Source organism: Marinobacterium marisflavi (assembly GCF_982447095.1).
The window spans coordinates 2,316,067-2,339,287 of record NZ_OZ457898.1; the positions used below are offsets into that span (position 1 = coordinate 2,316,067).

Here is a 23,221-nt window from a genome sequence, read left to right on the forward strand (position 1 = left end):
GCAGTCCTTACTCTTCAGATGCGCTATCATCACCCGCTGCTTCGCCACTTTCGTCAGCGGGAGCGCTGTCGCTAGCCGCCGTTGCATCCGCTTGAGGAGCATCTGATGCAGCACCGTCAGCTGCCTCACCCTCAATAGCTTCAGACTCATCCTCTTCAGGCTCTTCAATTCGGGCGATACCGATCAGCTTCTCACCTTCAGCGACGCGGATCAGGCGAACACCCTGAGTGTTACGGCCCAGCTCGGAGATCTCGGAGGTGCGAGTACGCACCATCGTGCCCATATCGGAGATCAGCATGACGTCGTCGCCATCAAGTACCTGAACCGCACCAGCCAGCTCGCCGTTACGCTCAGTGCACTGCATCGCAATCACACCCATACCACCACGACCACGCAGCGGGAACTCGCTGGCAGCTGTCTTCTTGCCGTAGCCATTCTCCGATGCCGTCAGAACCATGCCATCTTCCTGCGGAATGATCAGAGCGATAACGTTGGCCGTGCCGTCCAGTTTAACGCCGCGGACACCGCGGGCTGTTCGGCCCATCTCACGCACATCACCCTCGTGGAAGCGAATCGCTTTACCAGCACTCGTCACCAGCATTACGTCGTTTTCGCCTTCAGTCAGTGCGGCACCAATCAGGCGGTCACCTTCAACGATATCCAGCGCGATTAGACCTGTGCTGCGCGGACGAGAGAAGGCTGATAAACGCGTCTTCTTAACCGTACCTTGTGCCGTGGCCATAAAGACACAGCGCTGATCGTCGAACTCTTTAACCGGCAGAATGGTGCTGATGCGCTCATCCTGTGCCAACGGCAGAATATTGATCATCGGACGACCGCGAGATGCACGGCTCGCCTGCGGAATTTCAAACACCCGCAGCCAGTAAACCTTACCAAAGTTGGTAAAACAGAGAATTGTATCGTGGCTGTTGGCCACCAGCAGATGCTCGATGAAGTCCTCATCTTTCATCGCCGTCGCCGATTTACCCTTACCGCCACGACGTTGCGCTTGGTAGGCCTCTACCGGCTGAGTCTTGGCATAACCACCATGAGAGATGGTAACCACCATCTCCTCTTCGGCGATAAGATCAGCCACCGACAGGTCTGCCATCGAGGCGGTAATTTCGGTACGACGCTCGTCCGCGTACTCTTCAACCAACTTAGTCAGCTCTTCGCGAATCACTTCCATCAGGCGCTCGTAAGAGCCCAGAATCTCCAGCAACTCAGCGATCTTCTCGATCAGCTCGCGGTACTCCGCGATCAGCTTATCGTGCTCGAGACCCGTCAAGCGGTGCAGACGCAGCTCAAGGATCGCTTGAGCCTGTGCCGGTGACAGGTAGTAAGACCCGTTACGCAAACCGTACTGCTCTTCTAGGTCCTCAGGTCGGCAAGCGTCCTCGCCTGCACGCTCAAGCATCTCTAACACATCACCCGGAGCCCAAGCGGTAGAGATCAGTGTCTCTTTTGCATCCGCCGGCGTTGGTGACTGCTTAATCATCTCGATCACAGGATCGATATTCGCTAGTGCAATCGCCAAACCTTCGAGTATGTGACCACGCTCGCGCGCTTTGCGCAGCAGGTATACAGTACGACGAGTAACAACCTCGCGGCGGTGACGCACAAAGCTCTCAAGCGCAGATTTGAGATCCAGCAGCTTAGGCTGACCATCAACCAGCGCCACCATGTTTATACCGAAAACGCTCTGCAGCTGCGTCTGGGCAAAGAGGTTATTGATGACTACATCAGGCACTTCGCCACGGCGCAGTTCGATGACGATACGCATACCGTCCTTATCGGACTCGTCACGCAGCTCAGAGATACCCTCGATCTTCTTCTCTTTGACCAGTTCCGCGATCTTCTCAATCAATCGCGCTTTGTTGAGCTGGTATGGAATCTCGTCGATGACCAGCATCGGACGGCCATTTTTTGGGTGATCTTCGATGTGGTGCTTGGCGCGAACGTAGATACGGCCGCGGCCAGTGCGGTACGCCTGCAGAATACCTGCCCGCCCGTTAATGATGCCGCCTGTTGGGAAATCCGGACCCGGGATAAACTCCATCAACTCATCGATGCTGATATCGGGGTTATCGATCAGCGCCATACAACCACGCACAACCTCACCGAGATTGTGTGGCGGAATATTGGTCGCCATACCGACGGCGATACCGGCAGAGCCATTCACCAGCAGATTAGGGACGCGAGTCGGCAGCACTGCCGGAATTTTCTCGGTGCCGTCATAGTTATCAACGTAATCCACGGTCTCTTTATCGAGGTCAGACAGGAGCTCATGCGAGATCTTGTCCATACGGATCTCGGTGTAACGCATCGCTGCTGCGGAGTCGCCATCCACCGAACCGAAGTTACCCTGACCATCAACGAGCGTGTAACGCATCGAAAAGTCCTGAGCCATACGAACAATCGTGTCGTATACAGCAGAGTCACCGTGTGGGTGGTATTTACCGATTACATCACCGACTACACGAGCCGATTTTTTATAAGGTTTGTTCCAATCGTTGCTCAGCTCATTCATCGCAAACAGAACACGGCGATGGACCGGCTTCAGGCCGTCTCGAGCATCAGGGAGAGCACGCCCAACGATTACGCTCATTGCGTAGTCCAGGTAGGACTGTTTAAGCTCATCCTCAATGTTAACTGGTAATACTTCTTTAGCTAGGTCACCCATTAGCTGGCGTTCCTTTTTTGCAGGCTAGTGCACCTCTTGATAGCCCCAAAACGGGACCTTGGCGAGATGCCAAAAAAATCTGCCCAATCATATCACAAATTACTGAATCAAATCAGCTTTTGGGACTGATCAAAGGCAGTGTTAAACTAACGGCTTTAGAGCCCTAAACAGGACAGCTTAATGAGCGAACAACCGCGCATGAATATCGATCCGGACGAGATTGCCAAGTTTGAGGAACTCGCCTCACGCTGGTGGGACAAAGAGAGCGAATTCAAGCCCTTACACGACATCAATCCGCTTCGTGTCGGCTTTATTGATCGTTATGCGCAGCTTGGTGGGCAGCGAGTATTGGACGTTGGCTGCGGCGGCGGCATTCTGGCCGAGTCGATGGCGCAACGCGGCGCTGAAGTAACTGGTATCGATATGGGCGAGGCCCCACTAAAAGTCGCCAAACTTCATGGCCTAGAGTCCGGAGTTAAAGTGAAGTACCAGCGCACAACCGCTGAGGAGTTTGCGGCGGAGCACGCAGGCGAATTTGATGTAGTGACCTGCATGGAGATGCTTGAGCATGTACCCGACCCAGCATCAGTTGTGCAGGCCTGCCAACAACTGGTGAAACCAGGCGGCAAAGTGTTCTTCTCAACGATCAATCGCAATCCGAAAAGCTATCTGTTTGCCATTCTAGGTGCTGAGCGCGTCTTGAAGCTGGTCCCGGCCGGCACGCACGATTTCAACAAATTCATCCAGCCTGCAGAGCTCGCAGCATGGATGCGTCTGGCTGGATTGGATCTCGATATCACCAACGGCATGACCTACAACCCGATCACCAAAGAGTACGCACTGAGTGCGACTGATGTGAGCGTCAACTATCTGGTTGCCAGCACCCGCCCGGAATAGACTCATGCCCGAGTTCAGTGCAGTACTTTTCGACCTCGACGGAACCCTTCTCGATACAGCACCTGACTTCTATCAGGTGCTCGTTGAGATACAGCGTCGTCGCAATCACACACCCGTCGATTACAGCCTAGTCAGAACCCGAGCATCGGATGGGTCACGCGCAATGCTCAAGCTCGCGTTTGGAGAAACTATCTCCGAGGCGCAACTCAATCCACTGGTGACTGAATTTCTCGAACTTTACGCGTCAAATCCAGTCGCCCATGGTGCTCTGTTCGAGGGTATAGACGAGTTACTGCTGCAGCTGGAGAAACAACAGATTCCCTGGGGCATTGTGACCAACAAACCTCGCAATTTGAGTGAGATAGTGCTTCGCAATCTGCAACTGACGGAGCGCTGCTCGGTACTGGTTTGCCCGGAGGACGTAAGCCAATCCAAACCCTCGCCCGAGGGGTTAGTTTTGGCTGCTGAAGAACTGGGCTTGAGCGCAGAGAACTGCCTATATCTGGGCGACCACCAGCGTGATATCGACGCCGGACGCGCTGCAGGCATGACGACCATCGCCTGCGGTTTCGGCTATCTGAAACCGGGTGAATCGGCGCATGATTGGAACGCAGACCACCTAGTGGAGAGATCCGCTGACCTACCTAACTTTATTCGCGAGCTGATCGCATAATTCTCTGGAGAGAGCATGTTTAACTACACCGCCCCCGAATCCCTGCTAACTGGCCGCGTGGTTTTGGTCACTGGTGCTGGAGACGGCATCGGCCGCGCAGCCGCGCTGAGCTATGCCAAAGCTGGAGCGACGGTGATTCTTCTAGGACGCACCACAGAGAAACTTGATGCGGTCTATGACGAGATCGAGAACGCAGGCTATCCGCAGCCGGCCATGGTACCTCTTAACCTGGATACCGCCGGCGAAGCCGCCTATGTTGAGCTGGCAAACATGATCGATTCAGAGTTCGGCCGCCTCGATGGCATTCTGCACAACGCCAGCCTTCTCGGTCAGCGCACACCGCTGGAGAACTACGACCCGATCACCTTTGAACAGGTAATGCGCGTCAATGTAAACGCCGGCTTCTTGCTGACTCAAGCACTGCTGCCTCTCGTTAAGCAGTCCGAGGATGCATCGATCATCTTCACCAGCTCTAGCGTCGGCCGCAAAGGCCGAGCCTACTGGGGGGCTTACGCGATCTCGAAATTTGCGACCGAGGGGATGATGCAGACCCTGGCTGATGAGTACAGCAACTCGGGCAACATTCGCGTTAACTGCATCAACCCAGGCGCCACAGCAACGAATATGCGCTCCTACGCTTACCCAGCCGAAGATCCAAGCACCATTGCCTCAGCAACAGACATACAGCCTGTTTACCTCTATCTCATGGGGCCTGACAGCAAAGGTGTTACCGGGCAGTCTATTGATGCTCAGAGTGATAGTTCCCCCTCGGATTACGTCTAGCTAAACCTTGGAGAGTATTGTCTCTATCTGACACTCCGGCAGAGAGGCACTTGCCATCTCATCTTCAGACTCGCTCGAGTACATCCCTGTAACGCTCCGTATTTGCCGTCCTGGCAAATAAGGGTCTGAAGAGGAGACGCCAAGCGCCTTTTAGCCAGCGTATATCGCCAGCTTTAATGGCTAGCCGCGTTTACCCACGACACGCACCTTGCGTTTCTTGCGTTCGGCTGGCGTATGAGGATTGCGGGCGTCGTCACGCTGACGGACGCGTTGACGTTTGTATTCGCGCTCTTGGTCCTTGGCAGCGTGAGGGTCGAACTTTGGCAGTGAGCGACGCGACAGCTCAAGTTCGTCAGTTAGAACATTGAGCTCCTTCTGCGAGAGGTCACGCCAGGTTCCGACTTTGACGTCGCTAGGCAAGAAAACCGGGCCAAAGCGCACTCGTTTTAGGCGGCTGACCTGAACATCCTGCGACTCCCATAGACGGCGCACCTCACGGTTACGACCCTCCATCACGACACAGTGATACCAGCGGTTAGCGCCTTCGCCGTCGAAATACTGCACGTCGGTAAACTTCGCCATACCGTCATCTAGCAGCACACCCTGCTTCAAGCGCTCCAGCATGTCGTCATCGACATTTCCAAGCACTCGCACAGCATATTCGCGGTCGATATTGCTGGAGGGGTGCATCATTTTGTTAGCGATCTCACCATCGGTGGTGAAGATCAGCAGACCTGAGGTGTTGATATCCAGGCGACCGATAGCCACCCAGCGCCCCTGCTTTAGCTTGGGCAGCGCATGAAAGACAGTTGGACGCCCCTCAGGATCGTGGCGAGTACAAACTTCGCCAAGGGGTTTGTTGTAGATGATGACGCGCGCTTCAAGCGCATCGCCAGCAGTAATTTCAATCTGCTTACCATCCACAACAACTTTATCTTCAGCTGATACACGATCACCCAATTTAGCCGTCTCATCGTTTACCTGAACACGGCCTTCATCTATCCAACGCTCCATCTCACGACGTGAGCCTAAACCGGAGCGTGCCAATACCTTTTGTAACTTCTCATCAGACATATGACAACGCCTTACTATTTAGAACTACTTAAGCGGCTTTTACTCTTCAAGCCGCTATCAAATCGGTGTTCAACGCGATATCTATCGACTGTAAAACCCAGAAACAAAAAAGGCCCGTACAAACGGGCCTATTTGCAGTGCGGTAATTTTATACCTTATTCAGCGCTGGGCAACTGATCTTTGCTAATGCCTTTCGCTGCCATGTACTCAGCAAAAGCCGTTGGCGTGCGACCGCGACCCGACCAAGTGTGAGTTTCACCCTGCGCATCAGTGATCTGGTACTTCGCTTTTACCGCTGCCTTTTTAGGTGCAGCTTCAACCATACCCATCAAATCAGACAGATCGACACCGGCACTGCGCATCGTTTCGCGAATTGCATCAATAGCTGCCATTTTAGCCTGCTGTTCAGCCTGCATTGCAGCCTCTTCAGCCTTACGCTCTTCCAAGATATCTCCCAGATCAGCAATCACTTTCTCGATTTCAGAACCTGAAAGATCCTGACACTGTTTACGCAGAGAGTTTTTACGCAGAAGAGTTTTCACGAAGTCGCTCATAGACAATCCCACCAGTTTTGGTAAAAGATATTAATTAAAAGGTTCGGGGAAATTATGGTTAATAAAAAATAAAATTCAATATTTATCTTTATTCGCTTTTAAAAGAACTAATTTAAAGTGAATTTTTTAAACCATAAAAGCGATTAAGTCTCAAATTTTAAATTAAAATTTTCCGCCCTATTTTGCGCCTCGTGCAAAGAGATTTTTCTGAAACTTATCTGTTTGCCCGGCAACTGCTGACTCAATCGATCCAAATCCAAACTAAATACCCGCCCTAACTTGGGATAACCTCCTAAAGTTTGGCAGTCCGCCATCAAAACAATAGGCTGTCCGTCAGGGGGGACCTGCATGGCACCTGGCAGGACGGGTTCCGATATCAAGGATTGATTAGATGCGCATATTTCAGACCCACTCAGTCGATAACCCATACGATCACAATCTTTAGACAATTTAAAATCTAAGTTAAACAGTTTTTCACGCTCCCCAAACGCAAAATCCGAAAATTGAAATCCGGGTATCACGGCGTATTGATAATCAGCGTTAAAATCTGGGATTAACCAGGCTGGCATTGAGCGTAAAATGTTTTCATCGCCACCTACGGAATCCAGAGTATCTCCCTGCGCAAGGGGCAGACCCTCTCCGCACAAGCCGCCTAGATTTTCTCGCATATGAGTAGAGCAGCTACCCAGTGTGCTTGGCGCTTTCCAACCGCCGGTCACGGCTAAATAGGCACGCAGGCCATTCATCGGTTTCGTAAACAGCAGCTCATCACCCTCTTTCACTGTGAAGGGAGACCAGAGCTCCAAACTCTTGCCATTGAGTGTCGCTGCCAGATCCGCTCCGGTCACCACCAGTTGGCCGGGCTGCGTGACCTCTAACTCGGTTTGACCCAGCGTAATTTCGACAACAGCAGCATTGGCATCATTACCCAGTAACCAATTGGCCCAACGAAAGCTACTACGATCCATCGGCCCACTAATACTGACACCTAGGTGCCTAAACCCCCAACGTCCACCGTCTTGCAACAGGCAGAGACCCGCGTTGCGTTTGACCTTAATCTGCATCTAACACTCCACCCAGGGTCAGAAACTCTTCACGGGTGATAGCATAGAACTGCACCTGATCACCGGCATTGACCCGCATGGGCAACTCTCTATTCCAATCAACCATCTCAATGGGTGAGCGTCCTATTATCTGCCAACCTCCCGGAGAACTAGCCGGATAGATCGCGGTCTGACTATCCGCCAGTGCGACACTGCCTTTGGGCACAATCAATCGAGGGGTGCTCTTACGGGCTACTCTGATCGCTTCTGGCGTCGCCCCCAGGTAGGCAAAGCCCGGCGCAAAACCTATTGCATATACTCTGTAAGCCTGACGCTGATGCAGTTCGCAGATCTCATCAAACCTAAGACCGGTTATCTGCTCCACGTCAGCACGATCCAGTGCAACCTCGTCGCCATAGTAGACGGGAATCTTTACCAACTCCCCAGAGATACCTTCGAGCTGCGTCTGCATTACTTCGCTCACCAGAGCTTCGAGAACCTTCGCGAGCAAGCGCCGGTCTTGCACTGGCGCTCTAAAACTTAACAACACGCTGGTATATGAAGGAATAATATCGACTAACTGCTCACCGAAGCCGCGTCGAGCTAGATCTACAGCCAGGCGTACGCGGCCAGCACAAGGTTCACTAATCTGATCACCCAGTCGCAAAAGCCAGTTCGACTCATCTATTGCTTCTACCTGATTCAGAACAGCCATTTTTTCGCCAAACCTCCGACAAGCTGAACTCAGGGTAGTAGACGCCCGAAAAGGATTGGAAGTTTCATATTGAGTTCATTCAAAAGATAGACAATCCTACCCCCTGAGAACGAAAACCACACCTACTAGGACAATCTGATGCTGAAAGACCGCACTGCACAGCTCTGGCTTGCTCTTCTATCAACCAGTATTGCGCTCGAGATCGCTGCTCTCTATTTCCAATACGTGCTCGATTACGGTCCCTGTATCCTTTGCGTCCAGATCCGGGCCGTGCTCTTCGTTGTTATCCTACTCGCGGCACTTGCACTACTGCTGCCCGTTGCCCGCAAACTCACTACTGTACTACTGACTCCCTGCACACTCACCTTTGCTTGGTTCTGTTATCAGGTGCTGGGCATCGAACGCGGTTGGTTTGAGGGGAGTTGCACATTTGAACCCGCTTTTCCCGCTTGGATACCTTTACACGAGTGGCTTCCATCAGTGTTCGAACCCTGGGAGTTATGTGGCTATACCCCCGATATACTGCTCGGTATCACTATGGCCGAGACACTCGTTGGCTTGGCCGGGCTCTTCCTAATAGCGAATATTTTTCTTTTGAAAGATTTTCGCAGACAGTGATTTGGTCAGACCGCACGCCATTGCTGGAACACAGGGCAGTGGCGCGGATCAATTAAGATTTTTTATGACCTATATCCTTAAATTTTATTGGGCAATTGTCTCTAAACCGATCTAAGGTCTTACTGCAGACGTAAATTGACCGAGCCTAAGCTCTGGCAATTTTCATGCTATTAACCCAACAAAGAGGCAAGTAGAAATGTCACTGAAAGGAACAAAAACAGAAGAGAACCTGAAGGCAGCATTCGCTGGTGAATCCAAGGCTAACCGTCGTTACCTCTACTTCGCCAACATGGCTGACATCGAAGGCGCTCCAGAAGTTGCTAACGTATTCCGCAACACTGCGGAAGGTGAAACAGGCCACGCACACGGCCACATGGAATACCTGATCGATGGTGGTTCAGGCGATCCAGAAACCGGTCTGGCTGCTGGCAACGTTGCTGAAGCACTTGAGTCAGCAATTGCTGGTGAAACTCACGAGTACACTGACATGTACCCAGGCATGGCTAAAGCCGCTCGTGAAGAGGGCTTCGACGAGATCGCCGATTGGTTCGAAACTCTGGCTAAAGCTGAGCGCAGCCACGCGAACAAATTCCAGAAGACTCTGGAAGCTTACAAAGCAGAAGCATAATTCTGCCAGCGGACTGGAGCTCTCCAGTCCGCTCTATCGCCAACCTCCGAGGATTCATCATGAGTGATAAACGAGAAGGCAATCTGGAAGCACCGACGCGCCACGCGCTTGACTGGAAATCTGAAGAATTTTACGACCGCGACAGCCTCAACGCTGAAATGGAGCGCGTCTTCGATATCTGTCACGGATGCCGCCGCTGCCTGAGTCTGTGTCAGTCATTCCCAACCCTGTTCGATCTAATAGATGACAGTGAGACGATGGAGGTCGATGGCGTCGACAAAGCTGATTACAAGAAAGTGGTCGACGAATGTTACCTCTGTGATATGTGTTACATGGCCAAGTGCCCTTATGTACCACCGCACCAATTCAACCTCGATTTCCCGCATCTAATGCTGCGTGCTAAGGCGGTCGAAGCGAAGGAGAATGGTCTTACAATGCGTGACAAGGTGCTATCGAGCACCGACATGACCGGCAAACTAGCCGGCATACCTGTGATTTCTGAAACGATCAACACCGTAAACCATTGGACGCCAACCCGTAAGGTACTCTCGGCTACGCTAGGTATCGATGAAGAGGCTTGGCTTCCGCCTTTCGCCAGCAAAAAGCTGCGCAGCAAAATGAAGCCGAACGAGGCACCTGCTGTTGTTGATGGTGATCGCACCAAAGGTAAGATCGCGATCTTCGCTACCTGCTACATCAACTACAACGAGCCAAGTATCGGTGAAGATCTGATCGCGATTCTTGAACATAATCAGCTGCCGTGGACCTTTGCGCAGAAAGAGGTGTGCTGTGGCATGCCGAAACTTGAGCAGGGTGATCTGGAAGCGGTCGAGAGCCTCAAGCGTATCAACATTCCACAACTGGCCAAGCTGGCCCGCGAGGGTTACGCGCTGATGTCAGGTGTACCGAGCTGCACGCTGATGTTCAAACAGGAGCTACCACTGATGTTCCCAGACGATGAGGAAGTTCAACTGGTAAAAGAGGCGTTTTGGGATCCGTTCGAATACCTGATTGCACGTCAAAAAGACGGTCTACTCAAAGCTGAATTTAGCCAGGCGCTAGGCAAGGTAGCCTACCATGTTCCCTGCCACAGCCGTGTGCAAAACGTCGGCAAGAAGACCGAGGAGATGCTCAAGCAGATCCCTGACACCGAAATCAAGACGATAGAACGCTGTAGCGGCCACGCCGGCACCTATGGTGTGAAGAAAGAGTACCACGAGCACGCGATGAAGATTGGTAAGCCTGTCTTCAGAGCTATGGCCCAGGCTGAACCGGACTACATCTCCAGTGACTGTCCGCTGGGCGCTGCACATCTGGCTCAGGGTATTGAAAAGAACCACGACAAAACGCCGGAAAAAGCGCACCCGCTGAGTTTGTTGCGCAAAGCCTACGGCATATAGAGGAGGCATAAATGGGTAAACTTGCACCTAGCTCACTGATGTCACTCGAGACCTACCACAAAGAGCGTCCAGAGTTTCGCAAGCGTGCGCTCGAGCACCGCAAGCGCCGCACTGTGTTTGTAGGCCCTCATGTGACACTGCAGTTTGAAGATGAGCTGACTATTCGTTACCAGATTCAGGAGATGCTGCGCATTGAGAAGACCTTCGACACTGAGGGTATTCAAGATGAATTGGACGCATACAATCCTCTGATTCCTGACGGCGCGAACTTCAAGGCAACTCAGTTGATTGAGTTTACTGACCCTGATGAACGTAAAGTGATGTTAGAGAAGCTGGTTGGGCTGGAGCACAAAACCTACGTACAGGTGTTCGGCCATGAGCGTGTCTACGCAATTGCTGACGAAGATATGGAGCGCAGCACAGCAGACAAAACCTCAGCGGTGCACTTCATGCGCTTCGAGCTAACACCTGAGATGGTTGCAACACTCAAGAGTGGTGCGGCACTGGGTATGGGCGTGGACCATCCTGAGTACAAGCACCACCTCGAGGAGGTTGCCCCAGAGACTCAGACTGCTTTGGTCGCCGATCTCAAGTAAGCGCCTCCAAGCGGTTCGCTGCAGCTAACCAAAAGCGCCCGACACTGCAAAGTTGTCGGGCGCTTTTTTGTGAGCGAAGCACGCAATACAACAGCCGCTTATTTCATGCGTTCTATAACCTGAAGCACGACATCCTTAGATGTGATGCCGAAGTGCTCGTAAAGCTCCTCTGCAGGGCCAGACAGACCGTAGCCAGTCATACCCACAAACAAGCCATCAATACCGATGTACTGATCCCAGCCAAAGCGCATCGCAGCCTCTATACCCACGCGCAGCGTGCCCTCACCGAGAACCTGCTGACGGTAGGCTACGGGCTGCTGATCAAATAGTTCCCAGCATGGCAGAGAGACAACGGCAGCACCGATCCCTTGAGCCTCAAGCTGAGTCCGCGCCTCTACAGCGATTGCAACCTCAGAACCCGTTGCCAGCAGCGTAACCTGATGCGCACCACACTGGGCCTCCTGCAGCACATAACCACCCTTGGCAGATAGATTATCAGCCAGCATCTCTGTGCGGACGAGTGGCAACTCCTGACGCGCAAACACCATAGACGACGGGCTCTGCTTGAGCTCCATTGCCGCTTCCCAACACTCTGCAGCTTCAACTGCATCTGCAGGACGGAAAACGTACATGTTAGGCATAGCGCGCAACGATGCGATGATTTCAACCGGCTGATGGGTCGGGCCATTACGCCCCACACCGATGGAGTCGTGGCTAAAAACGAACTTGGTCGGCAAGCCCATTAGCGCTGCCATACGCATAGCAGGGCGCTCGTAGTCAGAGAACGCTAAATAGGTTACCGCCAGCGGCATTACACCCCCATGTGCGGCCAGACCGTTAGCCATAGCACCCATAAGGTGTTCGCGTACGCCACAGTGAATATAGGAGCCAGAGTTATCAGCGGCGGTAAAAGCTGTCAGAGCCCGTTTATGGGAAGTGGGGGCTTCGAGGTCGGCACATCCGACCAGGCGCTCCGGCATCAGGTCGGCAAAGAGGTCATTGATCTCTGCCGACGCAAAGATACCCGCTTTAGCACCACCCTCTTCTATGATTTGCTGTTTATAATCGGCCAGCACGGACTGCCAGTTTGCTGGCAACTCACCTGCCTGAATACGATCCCATTCAGCACGTAATTCTGGACTCAGAGCAGCCAGACGCTCATGCCACGCAATGTATTCGCTATCGCTGCGAGCACCGGCAGCATGCCAGTCGGCAAGTGTTTCGGCAGGCGTTTCAAAGGGTGCATGCGGCCAGTTGAGTGCTTCGCGAGCTGCCTGCGAGTCTTCGTCAAACAGACGCGCGCTGTGACCGCCACGCTGCCCCTGCACACGAGGGATACCGCGACCAATGACAGTGCGACAGGCGATCAACGATGGACGCTCATCCTTCTTGGCTTCAGCAATCGCCGCCGACACGGCCTCAACATTATGCCCATCAACCTCAATCACGTGCCAATTGGCTACGCGGAAGCGCTCCGCCACATCTTCACTGATGGAGAGTTCTGTACTGCCGTCGTCGGTGATCTGGTTGTCGTCCCAAAAGAGGATCAAACGTCCGAGGCTAAGATGCCCTGCTAGAGAGATCATCTCTTGGCCTATACCCTCTTGCAGACAGCCATCCCCAACGAACGCGTAGGTGTAGTGGTTCACCAGATCGGCACCAAAGCGCGCACGCTGATAGGCTTCGGCTACCGCCATACCCATCGCATTGGCAATACCCTGCCCCAATGGCCCCGTGGTAATTTCGATACCTGCTTCAGGTTCATACTCAGGATGGCCAGCACAGACAGAACCGAGCACACGGAAACGCTTAATCTCATCCAGACTCACCTTCTCGTAACCGGTCAGGTAGAGCAGCGAGTAGATCAGCATTGAACCGTGGCCGTTGGAGAGCACAAAGCGATCACGATCCGGCCACAACGGGTCCTTCGGATTAAAGCGCATGTGCTCGCCAAAAAGTGCAGTAGAGATCTCGGCCATACCCAGCGGCACACCCTGATGCCCCTCCTGGGCACGCACTATCGCGTCAATCGACAGAAAGCGAATCGCGTTCGCCATCGGGTTATCAACTTTGGGCATCTGCTCAGACATGCCAAGACCTCACAATAATTTCAAAAACTGACTCTAGATTGGTGCGCCGACAGACGCAAAAAAGAGAGCCGGGCCTCTTTTTAGGGAGGGGTCCGGCCCAAATCCAGAGTTTCCACAAGCGTAGATATGGAAAAGGGTATTAGTGGATCAGTGAACCACCGTTCACATCCACCTCAGAGCCTGTCACATACGACGACAGCTCAGAAGCCAGGAATAGGCAGCAGCCCGCAACTTCATCAGCACGGCCTGGACGACCCAGTGGGATGCCCGCTTTGATGCCTTCGAGCATCTCAGGTGTCAGTTTGCCCGCCGTGATGTCAGTCGCAATAAAGCCAGGACACACAGCATTTACACGGATGCCGTCTGTAGCCAACTCACGTGCAGAGGCTTTCGTCAGACCCAAAATACCGGCTTTAGCCGCTGAGTAGTGTGGACCACCAAAAATGCCACCACCGCGCTGTGCAGAGACAGACGAGATGTTAACGATAGAGCCTGTCTGACGGCCCCGCATGTGCGGGATCAGCGCCTGAGTCATGTACAGAGTACCGCGCAGGTTCACATCCAGAACCGCATCGTAGTTCTCAGGCATGATATCCATCATCTTCAGCGGCTGAGTGATACCAGCATTGTTAACCAGAATATCGATCTGGCCCCACTGAGCGATCAGAGCGTCAGCCGCTTTCTGACAATCATCTTTGTTAGTTACGTTACAGGCCAGACCCACATGCTGCGCACCCAGATCTGCCGCAGCAGCCTGTGCCGCTTCCAGATTAAGATCGAGGATTGCCACGGTAGCGCCGTGCTCTGCAAACAGACGTGCAGTCGCTTTACCCAGACCATTTACTGATGCAGCACCGGTGATAACTGCAAACTTACCTTCAAGAACTCCAGACATTTTTCTATTTCTCTTCTTCAATAGGGATGACCGATCAGGCCATCCACCCTTTAACTTTTGTGATTACTGCTTCAGTGGAGATACCGTATTGATCATGCAGCACAGGCAGTGCACCAGCATCGAGGAACTCATCCGGCAGGCCCACCATACGGAAGGCAGGTGTTACGCCATTCACCATCAACTGAGTCGCGACCGCTTCACCCAGACCACCTATGATTGAGTGGTTCTCTGCAGTCACAACTAGACGACCCTCTTTGCGGCACTCCGCCAGAATCGTCTCGACATCCAGTGGCTTAATCGTTGGGCAGTGCAATACCGCACAGTCAATGCCATCTTTCTGCAGTGACTTGGCCGCTTCTAGCGTGCGCATTGTCATAAAGCCAGATGAGATAAACAGCACATCCTTACCGTCACGCAGCAGCTTGGCTTTACCCAGTTCGAACTCGTAATCGTAGTCTTGCAGCACAGACGGCACGTTGCCGCGCAGTAGACGCATGTAGACTGGGCCCTCATGAGCTGCAATCGCCTTGGTCGCCTGGTAGGTATCCAGAGCATCACAAGGGTCAACAATGGTCATGTTCGGCAGACCGCGGAAGATAGCGATATCTTCAGTAGCCTGGTGGCTAGGACCGTAACCAGTCGTCAGACCCGGCAGCGCACAGACGATTTTCGCGTTGAGGTTGTCCTCTGCGATCGCCATAGCGATAAAGTCATAAGCACGACGTGAGGCAAATACCGCATAGGTGGTCGCGAAAGGCGTGAAGCCCTCTTTCGCGAGACCTGCAGTGGCACTAATCATCACCTGCTCCGCCATACCCATCTGGTAGAAACGATCTGGATAAGCTTTAGCAAAGACATGCAGATCGGTGTATTTCGACAGGTCAGCTGAAAGGCCAACGATATCTTCGCGCTCAGCTGCCAGTTCAACCAGCGCCTTGCCGAAAGGTGCGCTAACTGTCTCTGCACCCTCAGCAGAGAGCGACGCGATCATCGCAGAGGTGAGCTGACGCTCGCTAGCATCTACCGGCTTGCGCGGCTCCCACTTAGACTTGCGACGGCTGTTTGGTGCGTATCCGCTCATGCTGATTTGTCCTCTTCAAGTACTGCCAGGGCTTTATCCCACTCATCCTCATCAACACGAACGAAGTGAGTAATTTCGCGTGCCTCAAGGAAGGGCACCCCCTTACACATCACTGTGTCGCAGATAATTGCGCGCGGCTTGTCACCGTCGTAGTTGCGTGCATTGTCGAATGCTGTCAGCAACGCATCCATATCGTTGCCATCAACGCGCTGAGCGTACCAGCCAAAGGCTTCAAACTTGGCATCAACCGGCTCTGACGAAAGCATCTGCGTAGAGGCACCGTCCGCCTGCTGATCATTGAAATCGACAATACAGATTAGGTTATCAAGCTTGTGATGAGCTGCTGACATTGCCGCTTCCCAAGTAGAGCCCTCGCCCAGCTCACCATCAGACATCAGGTTGTAGATGAAAGACTCAGAGTTTTTACGTTTCAGACCCAGCGCCATTCCAACGCCAATGCCCAGGCCGTGACCCAGCGAGCCACCGGTGATCTCCATGCCCGGCGTGTATGAAGCCATACCTGACATCGGCAGACGGCTATCATCAGTACCGTAAGTCTCCAGCTCGTACTCGGGCAGCACACCCTTCTCAATCAGTACTGAGTACAGTGCGATGGCGTAGTGGCCGATAGAGAGCAGGTAGCGGTCGCGACCCTCCCACTCTGGATCTTCAGGCTTCATATTAAGTGCATGGAAGTAGGAGACGGCCAATACATCAGCGACGCCCAGCGCCTGGCCGATGTAGCCCTGTTTCTGTACTGCGCCCATACGCAGCGCTTTGTGGCGGATAGCCCAAGCGCGGCGCTTCAACTCGGCAAGCAGTTCATTACGATCTGTTTGAGTCATCAATCTGTCTCTCAGGTTTATTTGCGCCCTATTCTTCACCCGAGTAGGCAATCATACAAGCAGTTGCTCGTAAGCATTTGTTAAGCTGTACTTAACAAAAAAACGTATTAGACTAAGCTGAATTAACACTCAAAGGCCGATTTATCTATGTCCCGCGACCCCCGTCTCAACGCCATGATCTACTTTGAATCGGTCGCCCGCCAGGGCCGAGTGGCGCGTGCAGCAGAGGAGTTGCATGTCTCTGCCTCTGCTGTCAGCCAGCAGATCAAGCAGCTTGAAGAGAACCTGGGGATCAGTCTTTTCCGACGCGAGAAGCGTCAACTGAGCCTGACGCAAGAGGGTGAGCAGCTTTATATGGCTGCCACATCCGCCTTTACAGCGCTGCGTGATGCACGCAAATCTATCTCGCGCCAGCGCGAGAGCCACCAGATCATTATGCGGGCATCTCCAAGCTTCGCCGTACGCTGGTTGGGGCCTCGACTGAGCCGATTTATAGCCGAGCACCCTACCTGGGACTTCCGCGTGGATGCCTCACCCGACCCATCCAACTTTGAACGTGAAGTGGTCGATCTAGACCTGCGCTATGGCCGAGGCAACTGGCCCGGTCTTCATTCAGAGGCGATCGTCTACGACTACCTGATGCCGATGTGCAGCCCGGACTATCTTGTCCAGCTAGAGGACCACGGCACCAGCCCAGAAGAGCGACTGACCCAAGCGCGGCTGATAGACAGTGTAAAGACCACGATGCAGTGGGATAACTGGCTAGCGCGCCACCGTATTCAGCGGCGCAGCGACACCTCTGCCCTGCGCTTTGACCGCTCTTCGATGGCGATACAGCAAGCGATCAATGGTTTAGGCGTGGTACTGGACTCAACGACACTGGCGCGTGACGAACTGCTGGATGGAACTCTGGTGCCGCTGGTGCCTGAGCTTGGCGCCATACGTTTTCCGGGCTACTGGATTGTAAGCCCGGCTCGCCACCAGAGCCGACGTCTAGTTAAGGTGTTCTCAGAGTGGATTAAAGCTGAGGCTCAGCAGCACTCACGGGAAGTAGAGAGGTATCTGGCGCAACATAAGATCGCCGTTATCGACGAGGAAGCCGTTGTATAGGAGCGCAGTACGCGAAGTGTCTTGCCCGACCTCAATGCCAAGAGGCTGCAGTCGCGAAATAGCGCTCTGCGCTACATCGCTCATACACCGTAAATTTCCTACTGATCGAAAGCGACCTGAACCTTCATCGCCGCTTTGCGATCGACCGCCATCTCGAAGGCGTCGTGGAAGGCATTAAGGCCGTAGGTGTGAGTCAGGATCGGCTTAACATCAATCAGACCAGCCGCCATAAACTCAACCGCTTTGCGGAACTCCTGATGGAAACGGAATGAGCCACGCAGCTCTAGCTCTTTTGCGGTAACTGCCATCATCGGCAAGCTCATTGGACCACCCAGACCGAGCTGCACAATCACACCACGAGGGCGCATGCAGGTGATGGCATTTGTCAGCGCAGCTTCAGAGCCAGAACACTCGATCAGGGCATCAACCTGCCCTTTGCCCTCGCGCAGTTCATCAAAAGAATTTGGCTGAGTCAAAGAGTTTATCACCAGATCGGCGCCAGCGAGTTTGGCAAACTGCAGGGTAAAATCTGAGATATCTACGGCAACCACTTTAGCGGCACCGGCGCGGCGAGCTGCCAGCACACACATCACACCGATGGGGCCACAACCGGTCACCATAACGGTTTTGCCAAATACGTTGCCTGCACGGCTCACCGCATGCAGACCAACCGACAGAGGTTCAGCCATCGCCGCCTCTTCAGGAGAGATACCCTGAGCAGGAACTGCCTGAGACGCATGGATCACTAGAGAGGTGCGGAAAGCGCCTTGAATGTGAGGGAAAGGCATCGCCGAACCGTAAAAGCGCATGTTCATACAGTGGTTCTGTAGACCCTGCTGGCAGTATTCACACTCACCGCAAGGGCGTGATGGAGAGACAGCCACCAAATCACCAACGCTGAGCCCTTCAACACCCTCACCGATCTCAGAGATGTAACCTGAAACCTCGTGCCCCAGAATCATCGGTTCCTTCAAGCGCACGTCGCCAAAACCACCGTGATTGAAGTAGTGCAGATCCGAGCCACAGATACCGCCTCGGGCCGTGTTAACACGCACTTCACCGAGCTGAAGTGGCTCAGCCTCGATATCAGTCAGACGTATATCTTTTGGGCCGTGGGCGAATATCGCTTTCATCAATGGTGCCTCGCTAAATGAGCAGCCGCAATTGGGCTTTAACTCGGTTTCTATTCAATGAGCAGATGGTATACCATCGACCTTTAATAGAGAACAACTACTACACAGCAGTGCAGAGACGAACATGAAACTTTTTGATCTTACTGGACAAACCGCCCTCGTAACCGGTTCATCTATGGGTATAGGTTTTGCCTTAGCTCGCGGCCTCGCAGAGGCGGGCGCGCGCGTCATTCTGAACGCTCGCAACCCCGAAAAACTTGAGGAAGCAGCGAAGACCCTGGCTGATGAGGGGTTCACTATCGACACCCTCTGCTTTGACGTCACCAAAGCTGACGAAGTCAAAACCGTTATCGATGACTACGAAGCCAACAAGGGGCCAATATCTATCCTGATCAACAATGCCGGTATGCAGTTCCGCACCCCGCTGGAAGAGTATCCGGTAGATACGTTCGATCACCTGATGCGAACCAACGTTAACTCTATTTTTTATGTGAGCCAGGCAGCGGCCAATCATATGATCCCGCGTGGGTATGGCAAAATTGTGAATATCGCTAGCGTCCAAACAGCGATGGCGCGCCCGGGCATTGCCCCTTACACCACCTCCAAGGGTGCGGTAGCTAATCTCACTAAGGGTATGGCAACCGATTGGGCCAAACATGGTCTGACATGCAACGCCATTGCTCCGGGCTACTTCGATACGCCTCTAAATGCCGCCCTGGTAGAAGATCCGGAGTTCTGTGCTTGGATTAATAAGCGCACGCCAACAGGTCGTTGGGGACAGATTGAGGAGCTCGTGGGCGCTTGTGTCTTTTTGACCTCAAGCGCGTCTTCCTTCGTAAATGGGCAGACACTGTTTGTTGATGGCGGAATGACCGCCTGCCTCTAATTCTTGGAGAATATAGATGAATGTAGTTGTAGTGGGCCTCGGCTCAATGGGCTACGGCGCGGCGAGTAACTGCGCCAAAGCCGGCTTGAACACCTGGGGCTTTGATCTAAATCCAAGTTCAGTTGAGCGCTTTCAAAGCGAATACGGTCAGGCAACCAGCGACTGGAGTGATATCGATGCCATCGATGCGGTTGTGCTTTTTGTGGTGAACGCACAACAAGCTGAGTCCGTACTGTTCGACTCTCCACTGATGGATAAACTTTCAACCGGCGCTACGGTCATCAACTGTGTGACCATTCCGCCATCAAAGGCGACTGAGATCTCCAGCAAGGTGATTGACGCAGGTTTCGGTTACATCGATGCCCCGGTCAGCGGTGGTGCAGGTAAAGCAGCGAGCGGTGAGATGTCGATCATGGCCTCAGGTGCGCCCGAGTCGATGAGCCAAATCAAACCGATTTTTGATGCAATTTCGGCAAACGTCTTCGACCTCGGGGCTGAAGCTGGCAACGGCTCGCGCATGAAACTAATCAACCAGTTGCTTGCGGGTGTTCATATCGCCTCTACTGCAGAGGCGCTAAATATGGCTGCCTCATACGACATGGACCTGCAGCAAGTATTCGAGATCATCACTAAGTGTGCCGGTAACTCATGGATGTGGGAGAACCGCGGTCCACACATCGTCGAGGGTGACTACACGCCGCTCTCTACCGTGAATATTTTTGTTAAGGACATGGGTATCGTCACTGACGAAGCAAACCTCAAAGGTGTCGAAACACCGCTGTCGCAGACCGCATTAGACCTCTATAAAGAGGCCTCTGAGTCTGGTTTGGGGCTCGAAGATGACAGTGCGATCGTGAAAATTCTGGCGCAGAAATCTGGCGTCAAAGTGCCGGGGATGGATTGATGAAACTAGGTTGTATTGCAGACGACTTCACCGGCGCGACCGACCTAGCTGGCCTACTGCGTCGCAGCGGCGCCTCGGTAAAACTCCATTTTGGTCTGCCTGACCAGCCTTCAGATGGCAGCGCAGATATCGAAATCGTTGCGCTTAAGTGCCGCACCGAACCTGTCGAAAAGGCGGTGGCTGACTGTTCAGAGGCCGCACACTGGCTGCTAGCAGGTGGCGCTGAATCGCTCTACTGGAAGTACTGTTCCACCTTCGACTCTACAGCTGAAGGTAACATTGGCCCCGTAGCCGAGGCATTAATGGCTATTACCGGTCAGACACAGGCGCTCTACTGCCCCGCGTTTCCAGAAAACGGCCGTTCAGTCTTTATGGGCAATCTTTTTGTGGGTGAGCAGTTACTCAATGAATCGAGCCTCAAAGATCACCCACTAACACCGATGACTGACTCAAACCTGGTCCGTGTTTTAGAGCCTCAGGTAAAGGGTAGCGTGGGTCTGTGGAACCGAATCCAACAGGCTGATGATCAGCCAATGCCAAAGACAACCCACATAATTGCTGATGCAGTTGAATTCAACGATCTTGTGCGACTGATAGAGCGGACACCTGAGACGGTGCTGCTCACCGGCGGCAGTGCGCTGGCAATGCCCATTCCAGATAAGCTTGGCTTGAGTTCAACCGACCCCGTCGCTGACCCTCAGCCGGCTAAAGCGGCCATCATCTTCAGCGGTAGCTGTTCGCAGATGACCAACAGCCAAGTTACTGAGTGGAAAGCCTCAAATCCAAGCTACCAACTCAAACCGAGCGAGTTGAACGCAGAGACAATAGAGCAGTGCTTGAACTGGATTGATAGCCTCGATGCCAATCAAGTGGGGCTCATTTACGCAACGGATACGCCCGAAGCGGTAAAAGCCTCACAGGCGCAACTGGGTGTAGCTGCAGCGGGAGAACTCGTTGAGCAAGCGATGGCGACTCTTGCACAGCAGGCATATATCCGTGGCGTGCGTCGATTTGTGGTTGCCGGTGGTGAAACCTCGGGAGCCGTGACTCAGGCACTGGGTGTGCGTGAGGTCTTGATCGGCAAAGAGATCTGTCCAGGCGTGCCTTGGGTCTACTCAGGCAGCAGCAAGGATCCGGTTGCACTGGCACTCAAGAGTGGTAACTTTGGCAGTCCAACCTTCTTCAAAGATGCATTGAGCCTACTGGAGCAATAGAGTGGATATTCGTGAGCAGCTATGCGAGTTGGGGCTCAGCCTCTATAACCGCGGCCTTACCCACGGCAGTACCGGCAATCTCTCGGCCCGCTTACCGGACGGTAACATCATTGTTACACCCACGGGCTCCTCGTTGGGCCGTCTGACTCCCGAAGGGCTTAGTGTGATCAGCCCAGAGGGCGAACTAATTTCGGGGGCTAAACCAACCAAAGAGGTGCCACTGCATCAGGCGTTCTACAATACGCGCGGCGACAAAGCGGGTGCCGTGGTGCACTTGCACAGTTGCCACTCAACGGCACTCTCTTTGCTGCCTGCGCAGGACGAAACGGACTGGCTACCGCACCTGACGCCATACGGCATTATGCAGTTAGGCAAGGTGCGCCTGCTGCCCTACTACATCCCCGGCAGCCCCGAAATAGGCAAAGCGATAACGGGTCTCGCCGGTAAACATGCTGCCGTTATGCTGGCTAATCACGGTCCCGTTGTGACCGCAAAAAATATTGAAGCAGCTGTGTATGCTGCAGAGGAGCTAGAAGCGACGGCAAAGCTCGCCTTCTTAACTCGTGCGCTTGAACCCAACGGACTCACCCCTGAGCAGGTTGATGCTCTGGTGCGCCAATACAATGTGGAGTGGAACTGATGCCCGCTTTTTCAGCCAATCTTGGTTTTCTCTGGACGGATCGACCACTTGCCGACGCAATTCGCGCGGCAAAAGTGGCAGGTTTTGACGCCGTCGAGTGTCATTGGCCCTACGATCAACCCGTCGCTGATGTACAGTCCGCCTTGAGCGAAACCGGACTCACCATGCTTGGGCTCAATACCGTTCGTGGCCCACTCAATGCCGGACTGGCTGCACTGCCTGATAGTGTGAATGAAGCGCGCGCAGCCATCGACCAAGCGATCGCTTACGGCGCAGCGATTGGCGCGCTTAACGTTCATGTAATGGCCGGACAAACTGAAGGCGACCTCTCAGAGCAGACCTATTTAGACAACCTGCGCTACGCATCTGAGCAAGCCCAGGCTCAGGACATGGGAATACTGATAGAGCCACTCAACGCCTTCGATATGCCGGGTTACTTCTTGCGTGATACGGTGCACGCTGTTGAGTTGCTCGAGAAACTTAACTTGGCAAACGTTAAGCTGATGTTTGACTGCTACCATGTCGGCAGAATGGAGGCGGATGTAATAGCCCGCTTTGACGCCTGCCTGCCCTACATCGGCCATGTGCAGTTTGCGGCCGTTCCTGACCGCGGTGCTCCCGATCATGGTGAGGTCGACTATGCCGAGATCTTTGCCCACATCGATAACGCTGGGTGGGAGATACCTCTCGGAGCAGAGTATAAGGTCGCGGGAAATACCGATGAGACCTTGGGTTGGATGAAGAGCCTCGGCGCCTAAT

General features: G+C 53.5%; 23 protein-coding genes. 13 read left to right on the plus strand and 10 right to left on the minus strand.

The annotated features are described in order from the left end of the window. Positions 1–7: 7 nt before the first annotated feature. Positions 8–2,683: a DNA gyrase subunit A gene (gene gyrA, locus AC1WNR_RS11375; RefSeq protein WP_481644606.1), complete on the minus strand. Its 2,676-nt coding sequence runs from the start codon at positions 2,681–2,683 to the stop codon at positions 8–10. Positions 2,684–2,863: 180 nt separating this feature from the next. Between gyrA and ubiG the strand changes: the two genes are divergently transcribed. From ubiG to AC1WNR_RS11390, 3 genes are read left to right on the plus strand one after another with little or no spacing between them, the layout of a single operon-like run. Further along, positions 2,864–3,580: a bifunctional 2-polyprenyl-6-hydroxyphenol methylase/3-demethylubiquinol 3-O-methyltransferase UbiG gene (gene ubiG, locus AC1WNR_RS11380; protein ID WP_481644607.1), complete on the plus strand. Its 717-nt coding sequence runs from the start codon at positions 2,864–2,866 to the stop codon at positions 3,578–3,580. A gap of 4 nt (positions 3,581–3,584) precedes the next feature. Further along, positions 3,585–4,253 (plus strand): HAD family hydrolase, encoded by a 669-nt coding sequence (locus tag AC1WNR_RS11385; protein ID WP_481644608.1) that lies wholly within the window; start codon positions 3,585–3,587, stop codon positions 4,251–4,253. A 15-nt stretch (positions 4,254–4,268) separates the two neighbouring features. Further along, the gene (locus AC1WNR_RS11390; RefSeq protein WP_481644609.1) at positions 4,269–5,036 is read left to right on the plus strand and encodes a YciK family oxidoreductase; all 768 of its coding nucleotides are present in this window, start codon (positions 4,269–4,271) and stop codon (positions 5,034–5,036) included. Positions 5,037–5,216: 180 nt separating this feature from the next. Here AC1WNR_RS11390 and rluB read toward each other — a convergent pair whose 3' ends face one another. The 4 genes from rluB to pxpB form a co-directional block, all read right to left on the minus strand. After that, positions 5,217–6,110 (minus strand): 23S rRNA pseudouridine(2605) synthase RluB, encoded by an 894-nt coding sequence (gene rluB / locus AC1WNR_RS11395; protein ID WP_481644610.1) that lies wholly within the window; start codon positions 6,108–6,110, stop codon positions 5,217–5,219. A gap of 155 nt (positions 6,111–6,265) precedes the next feature. Next, the gene (locus AC1WNR_RS11400) at positions 6,266–6,664 is read right to left on the minus strand and encodes an H-NS family histone-like protein (protein ID WP_481644611.1); all 399 of its coding nucleotides are present in this window, start codon (positions 6,662–6,664) and stop codon (positions 6,266–6,268) included. A 143-nt stretch (positions 6,665–6,807) separates the two neighbouring features. Further along, on the minus strand, positions 6,808–7,728 hold the full coding sequence (locus AC1WNR_RS11405; protein ID WP_481644612.1) for a 5-oxoprolinase subunit C family protein: 921 nt from the start codon (positions 7,726–7,728) through the stop codon (positions 6,808–6,810). Then, positions 7,718–8,422, minus strand: a complete 705-nt coding sequence (pxpB, locus tag AC1WNR_RS11410) for a 5-oxoprolinase subunit PxpB (protein WP_481644613.1) — start codon at positions 8,420–8,422, stop codon at positions 7,718–7,720. The genes AC1WNR_RS11405 and pxpB overlap by 11 nt, the downstream gene beginning before the upstream one ends. A gap of 138 nt (positions 8,423–8,560) precedes the next feature. Here pxpB and AC1WNR_RS11415 point away from each other — a divergent pair, with 138 nt between their 5' ends. The 4 genes from AC1WNR_RS11415 to AC1WNR_RS11430 all read left to right on the plus strand — a co-directional run bounded on the left by AC1WNR_RS11415 (position 8,561) and on the right by AC1WNR_RS11430 (position 11,664). Beyond that, complete coding sequence (locus tag AC1WNR_RS11415) at positions 8,561–9,040, plus strand: disulfide bond formation protein B (RefSeq protein ID WP_481644614.1); 480 nt, start codon at positions 8,561–8,563, stop codon at positions 9,038–9,040. A 196-nt stretch (positions 9,041–9,236) separates the two neighbouring features. Next, positions 9,237–9,668 carry a rubrerythrin family protein gene (locus AC1WNR_RS11420; protein WP_481644615.1) on the plus strand — a complete coding sequence of 144 codons (432 nt, stop codon included), beginning with the start codon at positions 9,237–9,239 and terminating at the stop codon, positions 9,666–9,668. 59 nt (positions 9,669–9,727) lie between these two features. Next, a complete protein-coding gene (locus AC1WNR_RS11425; RefSeq protein WP_481644616.1) occupies positions 9,728–11,068 on the plus strand; it encodes a heterodisulfide reductase-related iron-sulfur binding cluster in 1,341 nt (446 codons plus the stop codon). Positions 11,069–11,079: 11 nt separating this feature from the next. Further along, on the plus strand, positions 11,080–11,664 hold the full coding sequence (locus AC1WNR_RS11430) for a DUF3501 family protein (protein ID WP_481644617.1): 585 nt from the start codon (positions 11,080–11,082) through the stop codon (positions 11,662–11,664). A 98-nt stretch (positions 11,665–11,762) separates the two neighbouring features. Here AC1WNR_RS11430 and tkt read toward each other — a convergent pair whose 3' ends face one another. The 4 genes from tkt to AC1WNR_RS11450 form a co-directional block, all read right to left on the minus strand. Next, positions 11,763–13,754, minus strand: coding sequence for a transketolase (gene tkt, locus AC1WNR_RS11435; protein WP_481644618.1), 1,992 nt, complete (start codon positions 13,752–13,754; stop codon positions 11,763–11,765). A 139-nt stretch (positions 13,755–13,893) separates the two neighbouring features. After that, entirely contained in the window at positions 13,894–14,649 is a 756-nt protein-coding gene (locus AC1WNR_RS11440; RefSeq protein ID WP_481644619.1) for an SDR family NAD(P)-dependent oxidoreductase, read from the minus strand. Between the two features lie 34 nt (positions 14,650–14,683). Then, positions 14,684–15,730: a transketolase family protein gene (locus AC1WNR_RS11445; protein ID WP_481644620.1), complete on the minus strand. Its 1,047-nt coding sequence runs from the start codon at positions 15,728–15,730 to the stop codon at positions 14,684–14,686. Next, the gene (locus AC1WNR_RS11450) at positions 15,727–16,575 is read right to left on the minus strand and encodes a transketolase (RefSeq protein WP_481644621.1); all 849 of its coding nucleotides are present in this window, start codon (positions 16,573–16,575) and stop codon (positions 15,727–15,729) included. The genes AC1WNR_RS11445 and AC1WNR_RS11450 overlap by 4 nt, the downstream gene beginning before the upstream one ends. A gap of 147 nt (positions 16,576–16,722) precedes the next feature. On the opposite strand from AC1WNR_RS11450, the gene AC1WNR_RS11455 reads away from it, so the two are divergent. Next, positions 16,723–17,685 carry a LysR substrate-binding domain-containing protein gene (locus AC1WNR_RS11455; protein WP_481644622.1) on the plus strand — a complete coding sequence of 321 codons (963 nt, stop codon included), beginning with the start codon at positions 16,723–16,725 and terminating at the stop codon, positions 17,683–17,685. Between the two features lie 98 nt (positions 17,686–17,783). Here AC1WNR_RS11455 and AC1WNR_RS11460 read toward each other — a convergent pair whose 3' ends face one another. After that, positions 17,784–18,818 (minus strand): L-idonate 5-dehydrogenase, encoded by a 1,035-nt coding sequence (locus tag AC1WNR_RS11460; RefSeq protein ID WP_481644623.1) that lies wholly within the window; start codon positions 18,816–18,818, stop codon positions 17,784–17,786. A gap of 124 nt (positions 18,819–18,942) precedes the next feature. Here AC1WNR_RS11460 and AC1WNR_RS11465 point away from each other — a divergent pair, with 124 nt between their 5' ends. The 5 genes from AC1WNR_RS11465 to AC1WNR_RS11485 are packed head-to-tail and all read left to right on the plus strand — an operon-like array spanning position 18,943 to position 23,220. Continuing rightward, a complete protein-coding gene (locus AC1WNR_RS11465) occupies positions 18,943–19,704 on the plus strand; it encodes an SDR family oxidoreductase (protein WP_481644624.1) in 762 nt (253 codons plus the stop codon). 16 nt (positions 19,705–19,720) lie between these two features. Further along, on the plus strand, positions 19,721–20,608 hold the full coding sequence (gene ltnD, locus AC1WNR_RS11470; RefSeq protein ID WP_481644625.1) for an L-threonate dehydrogenase: 888 nt from the start codon (positions 19,721–19,723) through the stop codon (positions 20,606–20,608). Then, positions 20,608–21,822 carry a 3-oxo-tetronate kinase gene (gene otnK, locus AC1WNR_RS11475; RefSeq protein ID WP_481644626.1) on the plus strand — a complete coding sequence of 405 codons (1,215 nt, stop codon included), beginning with the start codon at positions 20,608–20,610 and terminating at the stop codon, positions 21,820–21,822. Before ltnD ends, otnK begins: the two co-directional genes overlap by 1 nt. A gap of 1 nt (position 21,823) precedes the next feature. Next, a complete protein-coding gene (gene otnC, locus AC1WNR_RS11480; RefSeq protein WP_481644627.1) occupies positions 21,824–22,462 on the plus strand; it encodes a 3-oxo-tetronate 4-phosphate decarboxylase in 639 nt (212 codons plus the stop codon). Next, entirely contained in the window at positions 22,462–23,220 is a 759-nt protein-coding gene (locus AC1WNR_RS11485; protein ID WP_481644628.1) for a hydroxypyruvate isomerase family protein, read from the plus strand. The genes otnC and AC1WNR_RS11485 overlap by 1 nt, the downstream gene beginning before the upstream one ends. The last annotated feature ends 1 nt before the right edge of the window (position 23,221 follow it).

What these genes read in the sequence shown, in the direction of transcription:
- gyrA (WP_481644606.1), bottom strand. Translation starts at nt 2,683, where the DNA reads ATGGGTGACCTAGCTAAAGAAGTATTACCAGTTAACATTGAGGATGAG.
- ubiG (WP_481644607.1), top strand. Translation starts at nt 2,864, where the DNA reads ATGAGCGAACAACCGCGCATGAATATCGATCCGGACGAGATTGCCAAG.
- AC1WNR_RS11385 (WP_481644608.1), top strand. Translation starts at nt 3,585, where the DNA reads ATGCCCGAGTTCAGTGCAGTACTTTTCGACCTCGACGGAACCCTTCTC.
- AC1WNR_RS11390 (WP_481644609.1), top strand. Translation starts at nt 4,269, where the DNA reads ATGTTTAACTACACCGCCCCCGAATCCCTGCTAACTGGCCGCGTGGTT.
- rluB (WP_481644610.1), bottom strand. Translation starts at nt 6,110, where the DNA reads ATGTCTGATGAGAAGTTACAAAAGGTATTGGCACGCTCCGGTTTAGGC.
- AC1WNR_RS11400 (WP_481644611.1), bottom strand. Translation starts at nt 6,664, where the DNA reads ATGAGCGACTTCGTGAAAACTCTTCTGCGTAAAAACTCTCTGCGTAAA.
- AC1WNR_RS11405 (WP_481644612.1), bottom strand. Translation starts at nt 7,728, where the DNA reads ATGCAGATTAAGGTCAAACGCAACGCGGGTCTCTGCCTGTTGCAAGAC.
- pxpB (WP_481644613.1), bottom strand. Translation starts at nt 8,422, where the DNA reads ATGGCTGTTCTGAATCAGGTAGAAGCAATAGATGAGTCGAACTGGCTT.
- AC1WNR_RS11415 (WP_481644614.1), top strand. Translation starts at nt 8,561, where the DNA reads ATGCTGAAAGACCGCACTGCACAGCTCTGGCTTGCTCTTCTATCAACC.
- AC1WNR_RS11420 (WP_481644615.1), top strand. Translation starts at nt 9,237, where the DNA reads ATGTCACTGAAAGGAACAAAAACAGAAGAGAACCTGAAGGCAGCATTC.
- AC1WNR_RS11425 (WP_481644616.1), top strand. Translation starts at nt 9,728, where the DNA reads ATGAGTGATAAACGAGAAGGCAATCTGGAAGCACCGACGCGCCACGCG.
- AC1WNR_RS11430 (WP_481644617.1), top strand. Translation starts at nt 11,080, where the DNA reads ATGGGTAAACTTGCACCTAGCTCACTGATGTCACTCGAGACCTACCAC.
- tkt (WP_481644618.1), bottom strand. Translation starts at nt 13,754, where the DNA reads ATGTCTGAGCAGATGCCCAAAGTTGATAACCCGATGGCGAACGCGATT.
- AC1WNR_RS11440 (WP_481644619.1), bottom strand. Translation starts at nt 14,649, where the DNA reads ATGTCTGGAGTTCTTGAAGGTAAGTTTGCAGTTATCACCGGTGCTGCA.
- AC1WNR_RS11445 (WP_481644620.1), bottom strand. Translation starts at nt 15,730, where the DNA reads ATGAGCGGATACGCACCAAACAGCCGTCGCAAGTCTAAGTGGGAGCCG.
- AC1WNR_RS11450 (WP_481644621.1), bottom strand. Translation starts at nt 16,575, where the DNA reads ATGACTCAAACAGATCGTAATGAACTGCTTGCCGAGTTGAAGCGCCGC.
- AC1WNR_RS11455 (WP_481644622.1), top strand. Translation starts at nt 16,723, where the DNA reads ATGTCCCGCGACCCCCGTCTCAACGCCATGATCTACTTTGAATCGGTC.
- AC1WNR_RS11460 (WP_481644623.1), bottom strand. Translation starts at nt 18,818, where the DNA reads ATGAAAGCGATATTCGCCCACGGCCCAAAAGATATACGTCTGACTGAT.
- AC1WNR_RS11465 (WP_481644624.1), top strand. Translation starts at nt 18,943, where the DNA reads ATGAAACTTTTTGATCTTACTGGACAAACCGCCCTCGTAACCGGTTCA.
- ltnD (WP_481644625.1), top strand. Translation starts at nt 19,721, where the DNA reads ATGAATGTAGTTGTAGTGGGCCTCGGCTCAATGGGCTACGGCGCGGCG.
- otnK (WP_481644626.1), top strand. Translation starts at nt 20,608, where the DNA reads ATGAAACTAGGTTGTATTGCAGACGACTTCACCGGCGCGACCGACCTA.
- AC1WNR_RS11485 (WP_481644628.1), top strand. Translation starts at nt 22,462, where the DNA reads ATGCCCGCTTTTTCAGCCAATCTTGGTTTTCTCTGGACGGATCGACCA.